The organism is Marinimicrobium sp. (genome assembly GCF_002695945.1).
GTDB lineage: Bacteria > Pseudomonadota > Gammaproteobacteria > Pseudomonadales > Cellvibrionaceae > Marinimicrobium > Marinimicrobium koreense.
The window spans coordinates 1-20,643 of record NZ_NZQP01000029.1; the positions used below are offsets into that span (position 1 = coordinate 1).

Annotated in this window: 18 protein-coding genes; 10 read left to right on the forward strand and 8 right to left on the reverse strand. The window is 59.9% G+C overall.

The features are described 5' to 3' along the window. The first annotated feature begins 530 nt into the window (after window positions 1-530). Window positions 531-1,727 carry an amino acid aminotransferase gene (locus tag CMG77_RS07210; RefSeq protein ID WP_286805332.1) on the forward strand — a complete coding sequence of 399 codons (1,197 nt, stop codon included), beginning with the start codon at window positions 531-533 and terminating at the stop codon, window positions 1,725-1,727. Between the two features lie 27 nt (window positions 1,728-1,754). On the opposite strand, the gene CMG77_RS07215 is transcribed toward CMG77_RS07210, so the two are convergent. Beyond that, window positions 1,755-2,879, reverse strand: coding sequence for a DUF3530 family protein (locus CMG77_RS07215; protein ID WP_286875336.1), 1,125 nt, complete (start codon window positions 2,877-2,879; stop codon window positions 1,755-1,757). 100 nt (window positions 2,880-2,979) lie between these two features. Between CMG77_RS07215 and rpe the strand changes: the two genes are divergently transcribed. The 5 genes from rpe (at window position 2,980) to trpC (ending at window position 8,096) form a co-directional block, all read left to right on the forward strand. Next, entirely contained in the window at window positions 2,980-3,660 is a 681-nt protein-coding gene (rpe, locus tag CMG77_RS07220; protein ID WP_123638044.1) for a ribulose-phosphate 3-epimerase, read from the forward strand. Between the two features lie 305 nt (window positions 3,661-3,965). After that, a complete protein-coding gene (gene trpE, locus CMG77_RS07225; protein ID WP_286805335.1) occupies window positions 3,966-5,489 on the forward strand; it encodes an anthranilate synthase component I in 1,524 nt (507 codons plus the stop codon). After that, the gene (locus CMG77_RS07230) at window positions 5,486-6,064 is read left to right on the forward strand and encodes an anthranilate synthase component II (protein ID WP_123638042.1); all 579 of its coding nucleotides are present in this window, start codon (window positions 5,486-5,488) and stop codon (window positions 6,062-6,064) included. Before trpE ends, CMG77_RS07230 begins: the two co-directional genes overlap by 4 nt. A gap of 158 nt (window positions 6,065-6,222) precedes the next feature. Continuing rightward, entirely contained in the window at window positions 6,223-7,263 is a 1,041-nt protein-coding gene (gene trpD, locus CMG77_RS07235; protein WP_286805338.1) for an anthranilate phosphoribosyltransferase, read from the forward strand. Window positions 7,264-7,298: 35 nt separating this feature from the next. Further along, window positions 7,299-8,096, forward strand: a complete 798-nt coding sequence (gene trpC, locus CMG77_RS07240) for an indole-3-glycerol phosphate synthase TrpC (protein ID WP_123638041.1) — start codon at window positions 7,299-7,301, stop codon at window positions 8,094-8,096. 127 nt (window positions 8,097-8,223) lie between these two features. Here trpC and crp read toward each other — a convergent pair whose 3' ends face one another. Next, window positions 8,224-8,859: a cAMP-activated global transcriptional regulator CRP gene (gene crp, locus CMG77_RS07245; RefSeq protein WP_024460962.1), complete on the reverse strand. Its 636-nt coding sequence runs from the start codon at window positions 8,857-8,859 to the stop codon at window positions 8,224-8,226. 276 nt (window positions 8,860-9,135) lie between these two features. Between crp and CMG77_RS07250 the strand changes: the two genes are divergently transcribed. Further along, the gene (locus CMG77_RS07250) at window positions 9,136-9,558 is read left to right on the forward strand and encodes an OsmC family protein (RefSeq protein WP_123638040.1); all 423 of its coding nucleotides are present in this window, start codon (window positions 9,136-9,138) and stop codon (window positions 9,556-9,558) included. Between the two features lie 247 nt (window positions 9,559-9,805). Here CMG77_RS07250 and coq7 read toward each other — a convergent pair whose 3' ends face one another. Both coq7 and CMG77_RS07260 read right to left on the reverse strand, forming a co-directional pair. Next, a complete protein-coding gene (gene coq7, locus CMG77_RS07255) occupies window positions 9,806-10,450 on the reverse strand; it encodes a 2-polyprenyl-3-methyl-6-methoxy-1,4-benzoquinone monooxygenase (protein WP_286805343.1) in 645 nt (214 codons plus the stop codon). Window positions 10,451-10,537: 87 nt separating this feature from the next. Next, window positions 10,538-11,263 carry a type 2 periplasmic-binding domain-containing protein gene (locus CMG77_RS07260; RefSeq protein ID WP_286805345.1) on the reverse strand — a complete coding sequence of 242 codons (726 nt, stop codon included), beginning with the start codon at window positions 11,261-11,263 and terminating at the stop codon, window positions 10,538-10,540. A gap of 180 nt (window positions 11,264-11,443) precedes the next feature. On the opposite strand from CMG77_RS07260, the gene CMG77_RS07265 reads away from it, so the two are divergent. From CMG77_RS07265 to CMG77_RS07275, 3 genes are all read left to right on the forward strand, one after another. Then, window positions 11,444-12,874 (forward strand): Gfo/Idh/MocA family protein, encoded by a 1,431-nt coding sequence (locus tag CMG77_RS07265; protein ID WP_286805347.1) that lies wholly within the window; start codon window positions 11,444-11,446, stop codon window positions 12,872-12,874. A 143-nt stretch (window positions 12,875-13,017) separates the two neighbouring features. After that, entirely contained in the window at window positions 13,018-14,262 is a 1,245-nt protein-coding gene (locus CMG77_RS07270) for a glycoside hydrolase family 88/105 protein (RefSeq protein WP_286805350.1), read from the forward strand. A gap of 92 nt (window positions 14,263-14,354) precedes the next feature. Beyond that, window positions 14,355-15,725 (forward strand): glycoside hydrolase family 28 protein, encoded by a 1,371-nt coding sequence (locus CMG77_RS07275; protein ID WP_286805352.1) that lies wholly within the window; start codon window positions 14,355-14,357, stop codon window positions 15,723-15,725. A gap of 181 nt (window positions 15,726-15,906) precedes the next feature. On the opposite strand, the gene CMG77_RS07280 is transcribed toward CMG77_RS07275, so the two are convergent. The 4 genes from CMG77_RS07280 to CMG77_RS07295 are packed head-to-tail and all read right to left on the reverse strand — an operon-like array spanning window position 15,907 to window position 20,372. Beyond that, a complete protein-coding gene (locus tag CMG77_RS07280; RefSeq protein ID WP_286805353.1) occupies window positions 15,907-17,439 on the reverse strand; it encodes an aldehyde dehydrogenase (NADP(+)) in 1,533 nt (510 codons plus the stop codon). Then, window positions 17,436-18,920, reverse strand: coding sequence for a tripartite tricarboxylate transporter permease (locus CMG77_RS07285; protein ID WP_123638033.1), 1,485 nt, complete (start codon window positions 18,918-18,920; stop codon window positions 17,436-17,438). The genes CMG77_RS07280 and CMG77_RS07285 overlap by 4 nt, the downstream gene beginning before the upstream one ends. Then, window positions 18,913-19,434: a tripartite tricarboxylate transporter TctB family protein gene (locus CMG77_RS07290; RefSeq protein ID WP_286805357.1), complete on the reverse strand. Its 522-nt coding sequence runs from the start codon at window positions 19,432-19,434 to the stop codon at window positions 18,913-18,915. The genes CMG77_RS07285 and CMG77_RS07290 overlap by 8 nt, the downstream gene beginning before the upstream one ends. Next, the gene (locus CMG77_RS07295) at window positions 19,431-20,372 is read right to left on the reverse strand and encodes a tripartite tricarboxylate transporter substrate binding protein (protein ID WP_286805358.1); all 942 of its coding nucleotides are present in this window, start codon (window positions 20,370-20,372) and stop codon (window positions 19,431-19,433) included. Before CMG77_RS07295 ends, CMG77_RS07290 begins: the two co-directional genes overlap by 4 nt. Window positions 20,373-20,643: the final 271 nt, after the last annotated feature.

A 20,643-nucleotide genomic window follows, 5' to 3' on the forward strand; every position in this document is an offset into this window, starting at 1 on the left:
CTCCCGGCGCTTCGGGACACTTCCCACATCCATGTGGGTCGTCCACGGGGGCTCGACGCGCGGAGTCCCTCCGCTTACGGTCTTGAAAGGGCTTCCCCTCCCCGTCCCTCAGTGCCATGTTTAACTCACGGCGGTATGGTTCCGGCGGATGCACTTTGCTCCGAATCGTCGGACCGATGCGCCTTACGGATAGCACGGTAGGTTCCGTAGGGCGGATAAGCAAAGCGCATCCGCCGTTACCCAAGGTGCAAATTAAAAGGTGCTAGTTCCCGAAACGTGACGCCGGCACCGCGGAGGCTGGATATACCCTTGTGAGACCGTCACCTGCCTTTGGACGCCCCACATGGATGTGGGAAGTGTCCCGAAGCGCCGGGAGCGCGAAGGGGGCCGGCAGGTGTCGAGCCTACACGGATGTATTCACGGCGTGTCTCACAAGGGGTTACCCAGGCGGAGCAGCCTGTACGAAGCGCCCACGTTTGGAACTTGTCCTCTGTATAATGCCCCCAACCAATAAACCTCAGGAGCCCCGCATGTTCGAATCCCTACCCAAGCTACCCAACGACCCAATCCTGGGACTGAGCATCGCCTTTCGTGACGACCCCAACCCGGAGAAAGTGGATCTCGGCGTTGGGGTATATCGCGATGCGTCCGGCAACACCCCGGTGATGGCCGCGGTGCATGAAGCGGAAGCGCAACTGCTCAAAGCGGAAATCTCCAAAGCCTATACCGCTCCGGCCGGTTATCCGGGGGCGAATGACGCGGTGCGGGAGCTGGCGTTTGGTCCGGAGCATCCCGCACTGGCGGCGGGCCGGGTCGCGACCGTGCAGACCCCGGGTGGCTGCGGTGCGCTTCGGCTGGCGGCGGAACTCATTCAGCGGGCCAGAAAGGGCGCCCGGGTCTGGGTCAGTACTCCCACCTGGGCCAATCACGTGCCGCTGCTGGGCAGCGCCGGGCTGGAGCTTAAAGAGTACCCCTATTATGACTTCGAGCGGCACGCGCTCGATTTCGACGGCATGATGGCGGCGTTGGCCGAAGTGCCCGCCGGGGATCTGGTGCTGTTGCACGCGGCCTGCCACAACCCCTGTGGGGCGGATCTGACCGAAGCGCAGTGGCGTCAGGTGACCGAGCTGGCCCGTGAACGCGGTTTTGTGCCCTTTATCGATATGGCCTATCAGGGCTTTGGTGAAGGCCTGGACGCCGACGCCTTCGGGCCCCGCTGGATGGCGGAGCAACTGCCCGAGGTGTTGGTGGCGGTGTCCTTCTCCAAGAACTTCGGCCTGTATCGGGAGCGGGCCGGGGCGCTGGCGGTGGTTGGGGCGGATTCTGCCCGGGCCGAAGCGGTGCAGTCGCAGCTGCTCAGCGTCGCCCGGGGGCTTTACTCCATGCCGCCGGCTCACGGCAGCGCTCTGGTGGCGGGTATCTGGGCGTCCGACGAGCTGCGCCAGCGCTGGCAGAGCGAATTGAGCGAGATGCGCGGGCGGATCCAGACGCTGCGCGAAGCGCTGGTGGGCTCGCTGGCCGCGACGGTGCCCGGTCGGGACTTTGGCTTTATCGCCCGGGAGCGGGGCATGTTTTCGTTTCTCGGACTGACCGAGGCCCAGGTGGGCCAATTAAAGGATCGCTACAGCATTTACATGACCGACAACAGCCGCATCAACGTCGCCGGGTTGAATCTGGACAAGGTGGATTATGTCAGTCGGGCCATCGCCGAGGTGCTGCGCGGCTGAGTGTTGCTTAACTTGCCGCGCTGCTTGCTAGCGCGGCGGGTTCAGGCGCACCTCCCGGCCTTCGGCCTGACGGTGCATGAAACCCTGAATGCGACGCACCCAGAAGCTGCGTTCGTCCTCCGGGTCCTGAGCATCGGGGCGTCCGATCACCAGCGTCTGGTAGTGCTCAAGACGGAGCCGGCGCGCGCTGTCCCGGTGGCGACGCTGTTGCTCGCGGGTGCGGGCATCGGGGCCGAGAAACACGTCCAGAAGGGGCAGGGCAGGCACCGCGAACAGGGTTTCCAGTTCGGCTCGGTCCAGCGTTATGGCGCCATGTTGATTGACCAGAATCAACGCCCTTATGGGGCCGGATAGCGGGCTTTCTCCGGTACTGGGCGGCTCGCCCTGTGCCCCTGCTTCCAGTTGGGGGCGCAGTACCGCCATCACCTCTGGGGCGCTGATCGGGTCCACCAGTACCACCAGGTTGCCCTGCCCATTGGCGTCGAGCCAGTTCAGGGCGGCATTGACCCGCTGCGCTATGCGCGTTTCATGGTCGGGCAGTGGTGGCGCCAGGTCCTCCTCCGCTTCATCGTTGGCAGACGGCTCGGCGGCGGGCGCGTTTTCCTCGTCCGGCTCACCGGCCTCTTCACCGGTTGCCTCCTCTTCATCGGGCGTCTCGGTGGCTGGTGCTGGAGTTTTGGGCAAAGTGTCTTCCGGGCGCTCGGGGACGGGTGCTTTGGGCGGCAAAGGTAATGTGACGGCGAAGGTGGCCCAGCCGTGGCGCGGTAAAGCCTGACGAAGATTGGCCAGTGGGGCCGGCCAGTGGGGTGGGTTTTCCGCGCTATAGAACATCAATAGGGCGCCCTTGGGCTCGGCGGCCGCCGGGCGGAAAAGGGCGAGCGTCTCGTTTTCCGGCTCGGGCAGGGACAGCCACTGGGTGTCGTCGGGGAAACGCTCGGCCAGCAGGGTCTGGTCCCGGTCGCGGCGCGATGCGTACTGTGGCGGCTCCGGTTCGGGCGGAGCTGCCTCCGCAGCGGTTTCTGCCGCCTCTCCGTCGCCCTCAGTACCCGGCGCCGGAGCGTTCTCGTCCTGGGCCCAGGCGGGAGCAACCAGCAGGGCCAGAATCAGGCTCCAGCGAAGCCGAAGGAAGAGGGGGAACTCAGTGCGGCGCATGGGCGATTTCCGTTGGCTGCCTATCGGGGTGCATCTTTGGGTACAATGACCGACTGATTCCAACGATCACGAACCTCTATCAACCATCATCGGACAATTTATGCAGAACTTGAAGCGGGATTACAAAATTGCCCCCTCGATCCTCTCCGCCGACTTTGCCCGCCTGGGGGAAGAGGCCGACGCGGTGCTGGCCGCCGGCGGCGACATGATTCATTTTGATGTGATGGATAACCACTATGTGCCCAACCTGACGTTCGGGCCCATGGTGTGCAAGGCATTGCGCCAGTACGGTATTACCGCCCCCATTGATGTGCACTTGATGGTGGAGCCGGTAGACGATCTGATTGAGCAGTTTGCCGAGGCTGGCGCCAGCTATATCACCTTTCACCCGGAAGCCTCCCGCCACGTCGACCGCTCGCTACAGTTGATCGAAAGCGCGGGCTGTAAGGCCGGGCTGGTGCTCAATCCGGCCTCCAGTCTGGATTTGATCAAACACGTGGTGCAGCGTCTGGATATGCTGCTGCTGATGTCGGTGAACCCCGGCTTCGGCGGACAGAAGTTCATTCCCGCGACCCTGGACAAGCTGCGCGAGGCCCGGGCACTGATTGATGCCAGTGGTCGTGACATTCGCCTGGAAGTGGATGGTGGCGTCAACCTGGAAACCCTCAAGTCCGTGGCCGAGGCCGGTGCCGATACCTTCGTGGCCGGCTCCGCCATTTTCAACGCGCCGGACTACGCCGATGTGATCGGACAGATGCGCCAGCAATTGGCCGAAGTGTGAGATTCATCCCCGCCGGGGCTGGCCCCCGGCGCCGGTTTTGAGTAAACTCAGGCTCACGACGTATTGAGGAGAAGCACGTTGATCTCGTCAGGCTTATATTTGCACATCCCCGCTAAACACCCCGCCCGATGGCGTGGCTAGCTTTCTGTTGCCTGGTGTTGGCCCCCAAGGCCTGAGCCGGGCCCTCGCTGTCTCGGCACGTTACTCGACGTTGGCGTGCTGCTGTTTCGAATACAACCGTTCATGATTTGACTGCACCGGCGACACGGCGTGAGCGGTGGTGATGCAAAACTAAAGGTATAAGCATGACTCCAGAACAATTTTCCCGGCTGGCCTCGGAAGGCTATAACCGCATTCCGGTAATGCACGAAGTGCTGGCGGACCTGGACACTCCCCTGTCCTCCTACCTGAAACTGGCCCGTGGCCCCTACTCCTATCTCTTCGAGTCCGTACAGGGCGGCGAAAAGTGGGGCCGTTACTCGATGATCGGCCTGCCTGCCCGCCGGGTGCTGAAAGCGTTTGGCTCCCGGGTGCAGTTGGAGTGCAATGGTCAGATCGAAGAGCAGTTCGAGTGCGCCGATCCCCTGGCGTTTGTGGAAGAGTACAAGCACCGCTACCGGGCGCCGGATTTGCCGGACCTGCCGCGCTTTACTGGCGGGCTGGTCGGCTATTTCGGTTACGATTGCGTGCGCTATGTCGAGCCGCACCTGCAGGAATCCATGCCGGCGGACAAGCTGGGTACGCCGGACATCCTGCTCACGGTCTCCGACGAAGTACTGGTGTTCGATAACCTGTCGGGTAAGCTGATTCTGGTGGTCCACGCCAATCCGGAAATCGATGACGCTTACGCCAAAGCCCAGGCTCGCCTGCGGGAGTTGGAGGCGCAGCTGCGCGCGCCAGTGCCTTCGGTACCGGAAGTTGGTCTGCCTGAAGTGGAAGGCCCGGAGCAGAGCTTCACCTCCCACATGGGCGAGGCGGGCTACAAAGCGGCGGTGGAGAAAATCAAGGAGTACACCCTGGCCGGGGACGTGATGCAGGTGGTGCCTTCCCAGCGGCTGTCCATTGACTATCAGGCCGAGCCGCTCAATCTCTATCGCGCCCTGCGCTGTTTAAACCCGTCCCCCTATATGTACTTCCTGGATCTGGGAGACCATCAGGTGGTGGGCTCCAGCCCGGAAATTCTTGCCCGGCTGGAAGACGGTACCGTCACGGTGCGCCCGATTGCGGGCACCCGCCGACGCGGCCGTACCCCGGAAGAAGATCTGGCCATGGAGCAGGACCTGGTCAACGACCCCAAAGAGATTGCCGAGCATCTGATGCTGATCGATCTCGGCCGCAACGATGTCGGTCGGGTGTCCGAAACCGGCACAGTGAAGCTGACCGACAAGATGGTGGTGGAGCGTTACTCCCACGTTATGCACATCACCTCCAATGTGACCGGTCGCCTCAAGCCGGGTCTGGAGGCCATGGATGTGCTGCGGGCGGCACTGCCGGCGGGGACGCTTTCCGGTGCGCCGAAAATCCGCGCCATGGAAATCATCGACGAACTGGAAAGCGAAAAGCGCGGTATCTACGGCGGCGCTGTGGGTTATATCGCCTGGAACGGCAATATGGATACCGCCATTGCCATCCGTACCGCCGTGATCAAAGACGGCAAGCTGTACGTTCAGGCCGGTGGCGGCATCGTGGCGGACTCGGTACCCGAGCTGGAGTGGAAAGAAACCATGAACAAGGCGCGCGCCATTTTCCGCGCCGTCGATATGGTCAATCGCGGCGCCGAAACGGACGCACAAGGTGGCGCGAATGCCAAAGGTGGAGAGCAGCCATGATTCTGATGATTGATAACTACGACTCCTTCACCTACAACGTGGTGCAGTACCTGGCGGAACTCGGTGCCGATGTGAAGGTGGTGCGCAACGATGAAATCACCGTGGAAGAGGTTGAGGCGTTGGCGCCGGAGAAGATCGTGATCTCTCCGGGGCCCTGTACTCCCAACGAGGCGGGGGTATCCCTGGCGGTAATCAAGGCGTTTGCCGGCAAAGTACCGCTGCTCGGCATCTGCCTGGGCCATCAGGCCATCGGTCAGGCCTTCGGCGGTGATGTGATCCGGGCACCCCAGGTGATGCACGGCAAAACCTCGCCGGTTTTTCACGCGGATAAAGGGGTGTTTCGCGGACTGAACAACCCCTTACAGGCCACCCGCTATCACTCGCTGGTGATCGACCGGAACACTCTGCCAGAGTGTCTGGAAGTCACCGCCTGGACCCAGAATGACCAGGGTCAGCCGGCCGAAATCATGGGGGTGCGCCACAAGACTCTGGCGGTGGAGGGCGTACAGTTCCACCCCGAGTCGATCCTGACCGAGCAGGGACACGAATTGTTGAATAATTTTTTGCGCGACTGAATGACTCGTGTCAGAATCAGGTCGCGTAAATCGTTCGCGAGGGATCGCCAGACCCAACTTACAACAAGAATTGCGCCCGGCTGACCGAGTGTTCGCCCCTGGGGAGTGAGTGAGAGAGTGCGACAAAAACGACTCACGATAATAAACGGGAGAAACACATGGACATCAAACAAGCCTTGACCCGAGTGGTCGAGAAGATTGATTTGAGTACCGAAGAAATGACCTCGGTCATGAAAGAGATTATGACCGGTGCTGCCACGGAGGCGCAGATCGGAGGGTTTCTGATCGGCCTGCGTATGAAAGGTGAGACGCTGGACGAGATCACCGGCGCCGCCATGGCTATGCGCGAGCTGGCACAGAGCGTCGATATTGAAGCCGACTTCCTGGTGGATACCTGCGGCACTGGCGGCGACGGGGCCAACCTGTTCAATGTGTCCACCGCCAGTGCCTTTGTGGTGGCCGCGGCCGGCGGCCGGGTGGCCAAGCACGGCAACCGCTCGGTATCGAGCTCCACCGGCAGCGCGGATGTGCTGGAAGAAGCCGGTATCAATCTGAATATTTCCCCGGAGGAAGTGGCCCGCTGCGTCCGTGAGATCGGCGTGGGCTTCATGTTTGCTCCGGTGCATCACGGCGCCATGAAGTTTGCCGTTGGCCCGCGCAAAGAGCTGGGCCTGCGCACCATCTTCAACATGCTCGGCCCCATGACCAACCCTGCCAATGTGCGCCGCCAGGTGATTGGTGTGTTCAATGGCGAACTGTGTCGCCCCATGGCCGAGGTGCTGCATCGCCTGGGCAGCGAGCATGTGATGGTGGTTCACGCCAAAGATGGTCTCGATGAGATCAGCCTGGCCTCTGAAACCCACGTGGCCGAACTGAAAGACGGAAAGGTCACCGAATACGAGATCAAGCCGGAAGACTTTGGCATTCAGAGTAAAAGTCTGATTGGCCTGGGCGTGACCAACGCCGAGGAGTCTCTGGCGCTGATCAAAGACGCGCTGGGCAACCGGCGCGGGCAGTACGCCGAGAAAGCGGCGGATATTATCACCCTGAACGCCGGTGCCGCGATTTACGTCAGCGGCGTGGCGGAAAGCCTGGAAGAAGGGGTGGAATTGGCGCGGGATGCCATTGGCAGCAGCCTGGCCGGCGAAAAGATTCGCGAACTGGCGGCCTTTACCCAGTGCTTCAAAAGCGACAACTGAACACCGAATTAAATATGAACCAAGAGGATTGACCCGTGAGTGACACCCCGACGGTGCTGCGCAAAATTATTGCCCGCAAGCACGAGGAAGTGGCCGAGCGCAAACAGCAACGCTCTCTCGATGAGTTGCGTCAGAGCCTGGTGCAGGCGCCGGAAACTCGCGGATTTGTTCAGGCCATTGCCAACCGGATTGCCGATGGGCAGGCGGCGGTGATCGCCGAAATCAAGAAGGCGTCGCCGAGTAAGGGGGTTATCAGGGAGCACTTTGAACCGGCCGAGTTGGCTCGCAGCTACGAGCGGGGCGGTGCCACCTGCCTGTCGGTATTGACCGATGTGGATTTTTTCCAGGGCGCCGATGCCTACCTGCAACAGGCCCGTGAGGCGGTGAGCCTGCCGGTGATCCGGAAGGACTTCATCGTCGATGAGTATCAGGTCTATGAGGCGCGAGCGCTGGGGGCGGACTGCATATTGCTGATTGCCGCAGCACTGGAACCCAGCCAGATGCGCGCGCTGAACACCTTGGCTCTGGAGCTTGGGCTGGATGTTCTGGTGGAGGTGCACAATCTGGCCGAGCTGGAGTTGGCGCTGGAGCTCCCCAACAAACTGATTGGTATCAACAACCGTAACCTGCACACCTTTGAGGTGGACCTGAAGACCACCTACGATCTGCTGCCCGCCATCGATAGCGAACGCATAGTAGTCACAGAGAGTGGGATTCTGTCGCCGGACGACGTATGGGAAATGCGCCGCCGCCACGTGCACAGCTTTCTGGTGGGCGAAGCGTTCATGCGCGCCGATGATCCAGGTGAGGCCCTGGCGCGGTTTTTCAATTGAGTGATGCGTCGGGTTACGCGCTGCGCGCTAACCCGACCTACGGATACTGTGGGATTTGATCGAGCTTCCTGGTAGGTCGGATTAGCGAAAGCGTAATCCGACATCCCCACACAGTCTGCCCAGGCCGCTACCGCGTTCCGTAAACCACCATGGTTTTGCCGCGCACTTCCACCAATCCCTGATCTTCCAGAGTCTTCAGTACCCGACCGACCATCTCCCGGGAGCAGCCCACAATCCGGCCAATCTCCTGGCGGGTGATCTTGATCTGCATGCCATCCGGGTGGGTGATGGCGTCCGGCTCCTTACACAGGTCCAGTAGCGTCCGGGCCACCCGGCCGGTAACGTCCAGAAACGCGAGGTCCCCCACCTTGCGGGTGGTGGCGCGCAGACGGCGGGCCATCTGGCTGCTCAGAGCGAAAACGAACTCCGGGTTCTCACCGGCGATCTCCTGGAATTTGCTGTAGCTGATTTCAGCCACTTCGCATTCCGTTTTCGCTCGTACCCAGGCGCTGCGCGAGTCTTCCTGATCAAACAGGCCCATTTCGCCGAAGAAATCTCCGTCGTTGAGATAAGCGACAATCATTTCCCGGCCTTCATCGTCCTCAATCAGAACCGTGACCGAACCGCGCACAATATAGTAGAGAGAATCGCTCTTGTCCCCAGCGTAAATAATGGTGCTTTTGGCCGGGTAACGGCGGCGATGGCAATGGCTGAGAAACTCGTCCACATGGGTAATGTGGGGTGTCAAGGATACGGCGACCAAGGTGCAGCTCCTGCTTTTTTCTGAGTTATCAATGGGTTAACGGCGGGCATTATGAACCTAAACGCGAGCCCTTGCCAGTTGGCACCGATTACATGCTAGCAAGTTTGTGAACCAGTTATAAGCCCAAGGCGCCTTCATGTCCAGTAGAACCTCGCAGAAGGCTGGTGAAGGATGAAAGGGGCGACAGGTAGACGTCGGTGATGGGTTTTTGGAGTGGTTATGGTAACCTTCTGCGCCATTGATATCAGGCCCACAGGTTACGGCGAGGTAGGTTGCATGAAAGGTAAGGTAAAGTGGATAGATGGCGCCCAGTTTCTGGGTGAATCCGGTAGTGGTCATACCGTACTGATGGACGGCCCGCCGGATCATGGCGGCCGCAACACCGGTGTGCGCCCGATGGAGATGTTGCTACTCGGGCTCGGCGGCTGCTCTTCTTTTGATGTGATGAGCATCCTGGGCAAGTCCCGCCAGAAGGTCACGGACTGCTATGTGGATATGGACGCTGAGCGGGCCGATGGCGTGCCGTCACCCTTCACCAAAATCCACCTGCACTTTGTGGTGACCGGTAAGGATCTCAAGGAAGCGCACGTCAAGCGCGCGGTGGAACTGTCGGCCACCAAGTACTGTTCCGCGTCGATCATGCTGGAAGCGGCGGGCGTGGAAATCACCCATGATTACGAAATCCGCGACGCGGAGTAAATACTTTCACATACTGTGGTGGATGACGCCGCGGTACGGCTTATCCACCCTGGGAGGTTGTTGTCTCGTCCGGGCCGGGAAGGGGAAGCCCTTTCAAGACACGCCGTAAACCCGTCCCTGGGGGCTCGGATCGCGGGTCCCCCGCTCTACGGTCTTGAAAGGGCTTCCCCTTCCCGTCCCTCAGTGCCAATCGTCGCGTAGGGTGGATAAGCCGCACTGCGGCGTCATCCACCGATTAAGGTTTGTCTCAAAGCCTATAGCTGGAAGCGGTCATCGCCCTGGCTACGAGACTCATCGCCGTTTTTACCGGTGCCGGGAAATCCAGGCCGCCGGCGGCGAGGGCGGTCTGGGCGTGTTTGGCTTCGTCGGTCAGCATCTGTTGCACCACCGCCCGGCTCTGCCGGTCGGTTTCGGGTAACTGCTCCAGGTGTGTTTGCAGGTGCTGACACACGCGCTCCTCGGTCGCTGCCACAAACCCCAGGCTGACCCGGTCACTGACCAGACCAGCCCCCGACCCCAATGCGAAGGACAGGCCGTACCACAGCGGGTTCAGGTAGCTGGTATGGCTGTTCAGGTCGTCCAACCGTTGTCGGCACCAGACCAGGTGATCAATTTCCTCCTCGGCGGCATGTTCCATTTCCGCGCGTACCTGGGGCAGCTTGGCGGTCAGGGCTTGGCCCTGGTAAAGCGCCTGGGCGCAGACTTCGCCGGAGTGGTTTACCCGCATCAGGCCTGCGGCGTGGCGGCGCTCGGCGTCATCCAGCTCGGATTTTGGCAGGTCCCGAGCGGGGGAGGGGCGACGCTCTTCTCCCGGCGTGTCCGCCAGGGTGCGTACCACCCGGTCGATGCCGATAATCAGTTGGTCCAGTCGGGACAGGGCTCGCTGTGTCATGGTGATTGCCTTGTTCGGGTCTGATTCAGAGGGGTATACGCGGCTATTGTACTCGCGGATGAAATGGCCTGCCCAGCGTTGATCGGGTCACTCGAACTGCCAGCCATCGGTGGGCAGTCGCTCGCGCAGTTCCCGCTCCAGTGACGGCAGCAGTGCGCGGTGTGCCTCGTTCAGGTAAGCATATCCCTCAATCTCCAGAACATGGCCGGCCGAGTAGATGGGCTGGGTCAGCTCGATCTGCTGCATTTCCTGCCGCGTTGATACGGAGGTGCCGATAAACAGGTCCAGCCGTCCGGCACTGACCATCTTCAACCCATGTTCGGTGCTGGTTACCGAGATCACGTTTGGCAGCTCGTGGCGCTGCATCAACTCCTTGATCACGACATGACCCCGCACATAGCCGATGCGCAGGGATTCACGGGTCAGGTCCTGTTCGGTGTTCAGGGTGAGTTCCGGATTGCGGCTCCAGGCCTCCATGGAGGTTCGCGCCAGCAGCACGTCAATGCGGATCAGGCTGCTTTCAGGATTATTGTCGCGGTAATCCAGCGTCCGGGCGCAGTCGCCGTCACTGATGCCTGCGTTGGCCTCCATCAAGGAGCGCTGGTTGGGGCGGTAATGCATGCCGAAATCGTAGCCCAGGGCATCGAAGGACTCGGAGAACAGGGTGTTCACCCGCTGATGCAGGGGCACGGTTTCTGGAATCCAGCAGGAAAACACGATCTTGGGGCGGGGCTCTGCGATGACGTGGGAGGAGAGTAGTAGCCAGCCCAGTAGCAACAGGGCGTGATGGCAACGTCGGTGTCGGCTTGTCATGGTCCCTCCAGTGTGGGCGGCTCGGTCCAGGTGTGACCCACCCCAGACGTTTCTGGCCGCCATTTTGGCGGCAAATATCACACAAAAGCAACTTTTCACTTTTTTACTTGCAAATCCTGAGTGATTGCGCAATCATTTTGGCCGTGAGAGTCTTCAAGATAACAATAAAGCGAGAGAACTATGAGCAAATCAACCAGCTTGATTGATCGTCGTGCCTTCCTGCGCGGCAGTGGCCAGATCCTGGCGGGAACAGCGCTCGTGTCGTCCAGTGCTGGCGCCATGGCGGAGAAAGCCAGCCGCAAGATGCGCGTGGCCCTAGTCGGTACCGGCATCCGGGGCATCCGCTTCTGGGGGCGCGATCTCGTGCAGGGCTTTTCCGACGCCGTGGAATTTGTTGGCCTGTGCGATACCAACCCGGGCCGCCTGCAGTTCGCCCAAGACTATATCGGGGTCGATTGCCCTACCTTTACCGACATTGATGCCCTGCTCGACAGCGGCCCCATCGACATGGTGATGGTGACCACCGACGATGCCAGTCACGATGAGATCATCGTCAAGGCGTTGGATCGCAATATCAATGTCATCACCGAAAAGCCCATGACCACGGATGAGCACAAATGTACCGCCATCCAGAAAGCGGTGGAACGTTCCGACGCCGAGCTGATCATGAGCTTCAACTACCGCTATGGCCATATGTTCACCTCGCTCAAGGAGGTGCTTGATCGCAAGGAGATCGGTGATGTGGTGTCGGTGGACTTCAACTGGTATCTGAATACCTACCACGGTGCCTCTTACTTCCGACGCTGGCACGGTCTGCGCGAAAAGGGCGGTACGCTGCTGTTGCACAAGTCGGCCCACCATTTTGACCTGCTGAACTGGTTTATCGAATCCGACCCGGTAGAGGTATCCGCCTACGGTGCGCTGGAGCACTACGGCCACAATAATGACTTCCGGGGTAAAAACTGCCGGGAGTGCCCGCATCAGAAAAAATGCGATTACTACTGGGACATCACCAAAGACGAGCTGGCCACCAAGCTCTACGTTGAAAATGAGCACCACGACGGATACATCCGCGACAATTGCCTGTGGCGCGAAGAAATCGACATTTTCGACAAGATGAGCGTGCAGGTGCGCTACGCGAACAACGTTATCGTCAATTACTCGCTGACCACTTATTCGCCATTTGAAGGCTTTCGTCTGGCGCTGAACGGTAAGCATGGCCGGGTGGAAACCTGGGAAGGCATCCCCTGGTTGGAAGAGCAGGAAACCGATCAATCCAAGGTGTATGAAAAGGAAATGGGGCTGACCAGTCACAGCACCCGCGAAGAGGGTCGACACGAATTGATCATCGCCAAAAACTTTGGTGACTACCAGCGTATTGAGTTGCCCTATATTCGCAAAGCGCACTGGGGCGGTGACCCGATTCTCAATGCCCATGTGTTCAAGGGAATTCCACCCGAGCGTAATTTCGGTCAGAAGGCCAACTTTCGCGATGGTGCCATGTCGGTGCTGATCGGCGTGGCGGCGCGAAAGAGTATTGACGAGGGACGGCCGGTGAAAATCGAAGAGCTGACCGACCTCAAGCCTCAGGTCAAACGCATGAAGGCCTGAGTGAGATAAGTTTTCCTGGTGTACCGTTTGCCTCCAGCTTGGCGCTGTCCGGACCTACGTCGGCAGCGCCTTTTTTTAATCGTTGGATAGCGTTTTGCTCAACCCGCATACATAACCACTTCATATAACGATAGGAGAGAGACATGTTGATCAACCCAATATGCCGTTGGATCAAGCTTGGCATCCGATTCCCGTTGATGGTATTGGCACTGGTCAGTCTGACCATGGGGTGTGCCAGCGCCCAGACCGGCGAGTCGACCGTCACTGTGCCGCAAGACGGCAAGTGGTCGGACCGAATGGCGTTGTCTATCATCAAACGCAGCCCGGAAGCCTGGGCCATGCGTGACTACAAACTGCTGGATTCTCCTCAGTGGGCTTACACCTATGGATTAACCTTGTACTCAATGCAGAAAGCCTATGAGCGCACCGGCGATGACCGCTATCTGCAATACGGGAAAGTGTATGTGGATCAGTTGATTGATGATCAGGGCCAGATCAAGAACTATCACATCTGGGACTTCAATATTGACGATGTCAATGCGGGCAAATTGTTGTTCCTGCTGTATGAAAAATACCAGGACGAACGTTACCTGACGGCCATGCAGACCCTGCGCAAGCAGCTGGACTGGCAGCCGCGCACCCGTTCCGGCGGCCTGTGGCACAAGCGCATCTACCCCTGGCAGATGTGGCTCGATGGTCTGTACATGGGCGCGGCATACTGGGCCCAGTACGCAGCCACCTTTGAAGACTCCGACGAGAGTTTTTCCGATATCGCCCATCAGTTCAAACTGATTGAATCCAAAACCCGCGATCTGGAGAGTGGGCTGCTGTACCACGGTTGGGACGAAAGTACCCTCCAGACCTGGGCCGATGATGAGACGGGCCTTTCCGAGCACTTCTGGTCCCGGGCCATGGGCTGGTACGCCATGGCGCTGGTGGATACCCTGGACTTCTTCCCCGAAGACCACCCCGACCGTCAGGCGCTGATCGATATTCTCAATCGTCTGGTGGTGGCATTGGAGAAGGTGCAACACGAGTCTGGCCTCTGGTATCAGGTGACGGATCAGGGCGATCGCTATGGTAACTATCTGGAAGCCTCCGGTTCCTCCATGTTCGTCTACGCCATGGCCAAGGGCGTGCGCATGGGCTACTTGCCGGAGAAGTTCCAGGCGGTGGCCGAACGGGGTTTCGACGGCCTGATTCAGGAACTGGTGGACGTGGAAGCCAATGGCGAGATCCATCTGACCCAGATCTGTGGCAGCGCCGGCCTGGGTAATGACCCCTATCGGCCGGGAACCTTCGAGTACTATGTGGGTGAGGCGATTCGCGTGAACGACCCTCATGGTACCGGTCCGTTTATTCTCGCCGCACTGGAGCTTGACCGCTGATTGCGTTCGGACGAGACTTGCTTTTCAATAGTCGGGGCGTGTGAGAGCGCCTCTATAAATCATGACAACAACTCAGCAGTAGTGAGGATCCTATGACCATCAACCCATTGTTCCGCTGGGGGCTTGCCGCGGTGCTGGCCACCTCGGCATCCCTGAGCCAGGCGCTGGACAGCCACGATGACACCCAGGCGGACTGGAATAAAGCCTCTGAAATTGTCCAGGCGGTCCAGCCACCGAATATTCCCAATCGCGATTATCTGATCACCGACTTCGATGCCAAACGCAGCGATGCCCGCCCGGCAATCATGGCGGCAATCGAACAGGCCAGTGCGGACGGCGGTGGCCGGGTCATCATTCCCGAGGGCAAATGGGAGAGTCACGGTCCGATTCATCTGAAAAGCCGGATCAATCTGCACATCAGCGAAGGGGCCACGCTGTTGTTCAGTCCCGAGCCGGAAGATTACCTGCCCGCCGTGCTGACCCGTTGGGAAGGGACCGAAATGTATGGCTACTCGCCTCTGATTTACGCCTATCAGGTACAGGATGTGGCCGTGACCGGCAAAGGTACACTGGACGGCAACGAAGACAGCGAGTTTCATCCCTGGTACGACAAGCAGCGCCCGGATATGGACGCGCTTCGAGCCATGGGCGCCGCAGGCAACCCGGTGGAAGAGCGTCAGTTTGCCGAGGGGCACTTCCTGCGCCCGAGCATGCTGCAGATTGTCGACGCCCAGCGAGTGCTGCTGGAAGACTACACCATCAAAAACTCACCCTTCTGGATCAACCACCTGGTCTATACCGATCACGCCATTGTGCGCGGCCTGAAAGTGGACAGCATGTTCCCGAACAACGATGGGATTGATGTGGACTCCAGTCGCTATGTGATTGTGGAGAACAATTTCTTCCGCACCGGGGACGATTCGGTGGTGATCAAATCCGGTCGGGACTACGATGGCCGCCAGGTCGGCCGCCCCAGTGAGTATGTGGTGGTACGTAACAATGACATGGGAGGCGAAGATGGCATAGCCCTGGGCAGCGAAATGTCCGGCGGTATTCGCCACGTCTACTTTACCGATAACATTCTGCGCAGCGGAAAGGCGGCGGTGCGCTTCAAAGCCAACCTGGATCGTGGTGGTGTGGCCGAGCATATCCGGGTGCGCAACATGACCATTGAGTCCTTTGATCAACTGTTCTGGTTTCAGTTGAACTATCCCGGTGAGCTGGGTGGCAACTATCCGACAGTCTATCGCGACCTGGTATTCGAAGACATTACCGTGGAATCCACCGGCAGTGTGCTGGAGGTGTACGCGCCCGAAGGTTATCCGCTGCAGGACGTGACACTGCGCAATATCACCATCAAGAAAGCCGATGACCTCTTTGTTCTCGACAATGTCCAGAACCTGGTGTTCGACAATGTCGAAATCAATGGCAACCGGGTAAACGGTCAGCTCGACTGGAAATGAACATCCGTTGAGCGGAATGAAAAAGGCGGGCCTTGGCCCGCCTTTTTCATTCCGGAAAGCCGTGAGTGCACTCCGCGGTCGACATAGGTCGGATTAGCGAAGCGTAATCCGACAAGAACAGCTGTGTGGTGTCGGATCACGCTTCGCGCCAATGCGTAGGAACGTCCCGACCCATTCGACGTTAAACACCCCGAAGTTCAAGCGGCAACAGAGCCTCCGGAAAATTCTGATAACAAACCGGCCGCAGAAAACGGTTAATCGCCCGGGTGCCCACTGAAGTGGTGCGCCCGTCCGAGGTGGCGGGATAGGGACCGCCGTGCACCATGGCGCTGCACACCTCGACTCCGGTAGGAAAACCATTGATCAGCAATCGACCGGCCTTGGTTTCCAGCCGGTCGATCAGCTCGGCCGCCAATGCACTATCGGTTTGATCGGTCAAGTGCAGTCCCGCCGTCAGTTGTCCTTCCAATCCTTCGGCGATGGCCAGCATCTGTGCATCGCTGTCACATTGCACCAACAAGGCCGCTGAACCAAACACTTCTGATTGAAGTTCCGGCTGTGTCAGAAACTGCTCTGCCCGCGTACCGAGCAGGGCGCTCTGACATTGGTTGGGGTTCTGAACGTCGGGCGCGCGGGCAATCAGCTCCACCCCCGGCTGCTCAGCCAGAGACGTAAGACCGGAGTTGTACGCCTGGGCGATGCCCGGGGTCAGCATGGTCTGCCCCTGGGAGCCCTGCAGCTTTTCAGTGGCCCGGACAATAAAGCGATCCAGTGCCGGGCCAGTGCGGGCAATCAGCAGGCCCGGGTTGGTGCAGAACTGCCCCGCGCCCATCTGCAGGGAATCCACATACTGTTCGGCCAGAGCCTCGGGGTCGGCTTCCAGCGCATCCGTGAGCAGAAACAGCGGGTTGATACTGCTCATTTCCGCATACACCGGGATGGGCTCCGGACGCGCGGCGGCAATGGCCATTAGGGCCGTTCCGCCCTTGCGCGATCCGGTGAACCCGACCGCTTTGATGGCCGGATGGCTTACCAGCGCGGCGCCGACGTTGTGACCGGCATCGAACAGCATGGAGAACACGCCTTCGTCCAGACCGCATTGTTGAACGGCCCGCTGAAGGGCCTGTCCGACCAGCTCCGAGGTGCCGGGGTGAGCCGGGTGGGCCTTGACGATCACCGGGCAACCGGCGGCCAGTGCCGAGGCGGTGTCACCGCCGGCGACCGAAAACGCCAGCGGGAAATTGCTCGCACCGAATACGACCACCGGGCCCACGGGAATATTGCGCGAGCGCAGGTCCGGGCGCGGCGGGGTGCGTTCCCCAAGTGCCGGATCATGCTCAATGCCGAGCCAAAGGCCTTTGCGCAGCACCTCGGCAAACAGTTTCAACTGGTTGACGGCGCGACCCCGCTCGCCTTCCAGTCTCGGCCGGGGTAAGCCGGTTTCGGCCATCGCCCGCTCGATCAGGGCGTCACCGAGTTCGAGAATGTTCTCTGCGATGGTCTCCAGAAAACGGGCGCGTGTCTCTGAGTCGGTTTTACGGTAAGGTCTGAACGCTTGCTGCGCGAGCTCGCAGGCGCGGTCGACGTCCCGCGTTTGGTTGCTGGCGTACACCGGGTCGAGGGGTGTGTTGTTGGCCGGGTCGATGGCCTGCAGAGCATCGCCCTGTCCCGCGACCCGGGTGGCACCGATAAAAGCCTGTCCGGTCAGTTTCATGTTGACACCTGTTTGCGACGAATGTGTGGGATAAGTGAAATAATCAGAATGGCCAGAGCAACCACCAGAAAGCCGGCGGCCACCGGTTGGGTCACCATGGGTAATACCTGGCCGTCGGTGAGCATCAGGGCCCGGCGCAGGTTGGTTTCCAGAATGGGTCCGAGGATAAAGCCGAGCACCATGGGGCTGAGCGGGTAGCGGTATTTTTCCAGAACAAAACCCAGCACCCCGAAAGCGAGCATTACGCCAATATCAAACGGGTTATTGTCCGCCGCGTAGGCGCCCACCACCGCCAGGACGGTAATGGCGGGCAGTAAATAGCGGCGCGGCATCAACAGCACCCGAGGGAAAATTCTCAGGGTCGCCAACTGGAACAGCAATGTCAGGGTGCAGGCAATAAAGAAAGCGGCGTAGATGATACCGACGATGTCGGGATTGTCGGTAAACAGCAGGGGGCCCGGCTGCAATCCGTGAATCATGAAGCCGCCGATGATGATGGCGGTGACTCCATCGCCGGGAATCCCCAGGGTGATCAGTGGCAGCAGCGCGCCGCCGATACTGGCATTGCCCGCCGACTCGGACGCCCAGACGCCGTCGACATTGCCTTTGCCAAAACTGTCCGGGTTTTTCGAGCTCTGGCGGGCGGTGGCGTAGGCGATCATGTTCGAGGCCGCGCCGCCGATCCCCGGCAGCACGCCAATGCCCACACCGATGCCGGATGAGCGGAACACATTGACCAGGTTGCGCCTGATTTCTTTGAGGGTGACGCCCACGCCTTTGATGGTCATATCCACCTTGGGCCGGGGTGTTTCCCGAAACAGTTCACGCAGTACCTGGGAGATCGCAAACAGGCCGATCATGAATGGTACCAGCCCGATCCCGGCCCAGAGGTTGATTTCCCCAAAAGTAAAACGCGGGGTGCCATCAATGGGCGCCATGCCCACCATGCTGAACGCCATACCCAACAGCGCGGTGATCGCGCCCTTGACCAGACTCTTGCCGGCCAGCGCGGCTACCATGGTCAGCGCCATGACCGATAGGGCAAAGTACTCGGCGGGGCCGAAATTGATCGCCAGGCGCGCCACCATCGGGGCAAACATGACCAGCACCAGCAGGCTGAACATGCCCCCGGCGTAGGAGGCGAGCATGGCGGTGCCCAAGGCTTTGACCGCCTGCCCCTGTTGGGCGAGCGGGTAGCCGTCAAAGGTGGTGGCCACCGATGAAGGGGTGCCCGGAATCCGCAGCAGAATGGCCGATACCAGTCCGCCACAGATACCACCGATATACACGGCCACCAGAGTCGCCATTCCCAGGTGAGCGTTGAAGCTGAAGGTCAGGGGCAAAATGATCGCCACCGCCATGGTGGCGTTAAGCCCGGGCAGAGCCCCAATCACCAGGCCGACGATACAGGCCAGAAACAGCACGATCAGTACCTGGGGCTGCAACAGTTCCCAGACACCGGCAGCGAACAGCTCAATCATAAAGCACTCCTTTCAATGCGTAGAGCCATTCCCCCTCGGGTAAGCTGACGTTCAGTACCGAGGCGAGCAGATAGTGAGTGGCAACGGCGACCAGAATCGCAATGAGGCAACACTGCACGCCGGCCTTCAATGACAGTCGACCGAGCAGCCAGGTACTCAGGGCAAAGAAGACCGCGGTGCTGACCGCGTAGCCTAGATTGGGCAGTACCCACGCGTAGGCGAGGACCGCGACAATGGAAAAAGCGCCGCGCCAGGGCCGAAAGGTCCCAGCGGTATCCGTTTCCTCTGCTGGTTCGCGGTCCGTCGGAGGTCTGATGAGTAGAATCAACCCCATCAGGGTCAGCAGTACGGCGATCAATCCGGGCAGCAAGGTCGGTCCCGGATCGCCCAGGGTGGGCTTCAAAGTGTCCTGCCAGAAAATGCTATACAGCAGACCGGAGCAGCCGATGGTGGCGAGGCCAAACCAGCGGTCGGTGTGCACCGCATTCAGACGCTCAGTGAAGGACCGGCTCATGGGTTCACCACTTTTTCAATAAACCGGTACTCGTCGGCCAGAAAAATGGCCGCGTCTTTGTGGTTCCGGTATTCGGGACTCTGGCGCACCTTCCTGATTGCCTCTTGATAGGCGAGGTCCTGCTGAATCCCGGCCATGATTCTGTCGAACTGATCGATGATCGGTTGCGGTAGTTCGGCCGGACCGTAAACGGCAAACACTTGTGGCAGATGCGCGGGCACTCCCTGGCTGGGGGCGGTGGGCCAATCTGGCGCGAAGGCGTCCGGGGTGTTGTTCATGACCCCGAGAATGCGCACATCGCCATTGCGCTCGAACTGTAGTGCGCTCGCAACGCTCATACTGATCAGGTCCACTTTCTCACCCAGCAGGGCGGTAATCCGTTTGGATTCGCTGCCCGAGTCCACCACCCGGAAGCCTTCGGGATACAACTGGGTCAGCGCCTGGCCCTTGATCTGGGTGGTGGCACCGAACTGTGAGCCCACGGTGATTTTGCCTTCGTGCGTGCGGGTGTAGTCGAGCAGTTCTTGCAGGGTTTTATAGGGCGCATCGGCGCGCACGGCATAGACGTCGTTGACCATGCTGAGGGTGGCCAGTGGGGTAAAGTCTTTGTATTGATAAGGTGAACGCCCAAGGGCGTGGGAGACGTGCAGGGCGGTGTGGTAGAGCAGCAGGGTGCCGCCGTTGGGTTTGGAGCGCGCGACGGAGTGCGCGGCGATGACGCCGCCACCGCCGGTCTGGTTGACGATGGCCACGGCGCTGCCGGTCACCTGCTCAAAGTGTTTGGCAAACACCCGGGCAATGGCATCGCTGGATCCACCGGGTGAAGACGGAACATAAATTTTCACCAGCTCCGCCGGGTAGTGGTCGTCTGCCTGCAGTGGCCCAGCTATCACCAGTATGGCCACCATCATCACGCAGCGGTTAATCAACCGTCGCATAGTCTCTCACCTGTTTTCCGTTGCTTGTTATTGGTTGTATGTGGTTTTAGTTTGTGAAATTTCGGTGGAATCGTAACGTCCGGGCCGGGAAGGGGGAACACCGTTTCAGGACACGCCGTAAACCCATCCCTGGGGGCTCGACGCGCGGAGTCCCTCCGCTTACGGTCCTGAAACGGTGTTCCCCCTTCCCGGACCTCAGTGCCAAAGGTCGCGTAGGGCGGATAAGCGAAGCGCATCCGCCGTTACCAAACTTGATGCGCGGAATAACGTT

What these genes read in the sequence shown, in the direction of transcription:
- CMG77_RS07210 (WP_286805332.1), top strand. Translation starts at nt 531, where the DNA reads ATGTTCGAATCCCTACCCAAGCTACCCAACGACCCAATCCTGGGACTG.
- CMG77_RS07215 (WP_286875336.1), bottom strand. Translation starts at nt 2,879, where the DNA reads ATGCGCCGCACTGAGTTCCCCCTCTTCCTTCGGCTTCGCTGGAGCCTG.
- rpe (WP_123638044.1), top strand. Translation starts at nt 2,980, where the DNA reads ATGCAGAACTTGAAGCGGGATTACAAAATTGCCCCCTCGATCCTCTCC.
- trpE (WP_286805335.1), top strand. Translation starts at nt 3,966, where the DNA reads ATGACTCCAGAACAATTTTCCCGGCTGGCCTCGGAAGGCTATAACCGC.
- CMG77_RS07230 (WP_123638042.1), top strand. Translation starts at nt 5,486, where the DNA reads ATGATTCTGATGATTGATAACTACGACTCCTTCACCTACAACGTGGTG.
- trpD (WP_286805338.1), top strand. Translation starts at nt 6,223, where the DNA reads ATGGACATCAAACAAGCCTTGACCCGAGTGGTCGAGAAGATTGATTTG.
- CMG77_RS07250 (WP_123638040.1), top strand. Translation starts at nt 9,136, where the DNA reads ATGAAAGGTAAGGTAAAGTGGATAGATGGCGCCCAGTTTCTGGGTGAA.
- coq7 (WP_286805343.1), bottom strand. Translation starts at nt 10,450, where the DNA reads ATGACACAGCGAGCCCTGTCCCGACTGGACCAACTGATTATCGGCATC.
- CMG77_RS07260 (WP_286805345.1), bottom strand. Translation starts at nt 11,263, where the DNA reads ATGACAAGCCGACACCGACGTTGCCATCACGCCCTGTTGCTACTGGGC.
- CMG77_RS07265 (WP_286805347.1), top strand. Translation starts at nt 11,444, where the DNA reads ATGAGCAAATCAACCAGCTTGATTGATCGTCGTGCCTTCCTGCGCGGC.
- CMG77_RS07270 (WP_286805350.1), top strand. Translation starts at nt 13,018, where the DNA reads ATGTTGATCAACCCAATATGCCGTTGGATCAAGCTTGGCATCCGATTC.
- CMG77_RS07275 (WP_286805352.1), top strand. Translation starts at nt 14,355, where the DNA reads ATGACCATCAACCCATTGTTCCGCTGGGGGCTTGCCGCGGTGCTGGCC.
- CMG77_RS07280 (WP_286805353.1), bottom strand. Translation starts at nt 17,439, where the DNA reads ATGAAACTGACCGGACAGGCTTTTATCGGTGCCACCCGGGTCGCGGGA.
- CMG77_RS07285 (WP_123638033.1), bottom strand. Translation starts at nt 18,920, where the DNA reads ATGATTGAGCTGTTCGCTGCCGGTGTCTGGGAACTGTTGCAGCCCCAG.
- CMG77_RS07290 (WP_286805357.1), bottom strand. Translation starts at nt 19,434, where the DNA reads ATGAGCCGGTCCTTCACTGAGCGTCTGAATGCGGTGCACACCGACCGC.
- CMG77_RS07295 (WP_286805358.1), bottom strand. Translation starts at nt 20,372, where the DNA reads ATGCGACGGTTGATTAACCGCTGCGTGATGATGGTGGCCATACTGGTG.